A 292-nucleotide genomic window follows, 5' to 3' on the forward strand; every position below is an offset into this window, starting at 1 on the left:
ATCGCTATGAAGTCCCTTGACCCTAAGTCATTAACGAAAAGGGAAAATTACCATTTATTGAGTACATCGATTGTTCCAAGACCGATTGCATTCGTTACCTCTATTGGGCAGGGGGATGTTTTGAATGGGGCGCCGTTTAGTTTCTTTAATGTCGTGTCCGCAGAACCCCCTTTGATTTCAATTTCTGTTGGTAGAAAAAACGGTGTAAGTAAGGATACAGCAAGAAATATTCTTGAAAATGGGGAATTTGTAGTTCATGTCACCGATGAGAAAAACGTGTCGCAAGTGAATC

1 protein-coding gene is annotated in these 292 nt (G+C 40.8%); it reads left to right on the top strand.

Annotated elements, in window-relative coordinates:
• A partial coding sequence (locus tag AOA61_RS27755) for a flavin reductase family protein (RefSeq protein WP_368731124.1) occupies nucleotides 1–292 on the top strand: 292 nt, incomplete at both ends.

It is taken from the genome of Pseudomonas sp. 2995-1 (assembly GCF_002742505.1).
Lineage (GTDB): Bacteria > Pseudomonadota > Gammaproteobacteria > Pseudomonadales > Pseudomonadaceae > Aquipseudomonas > Aquipseudomonas sivasensis.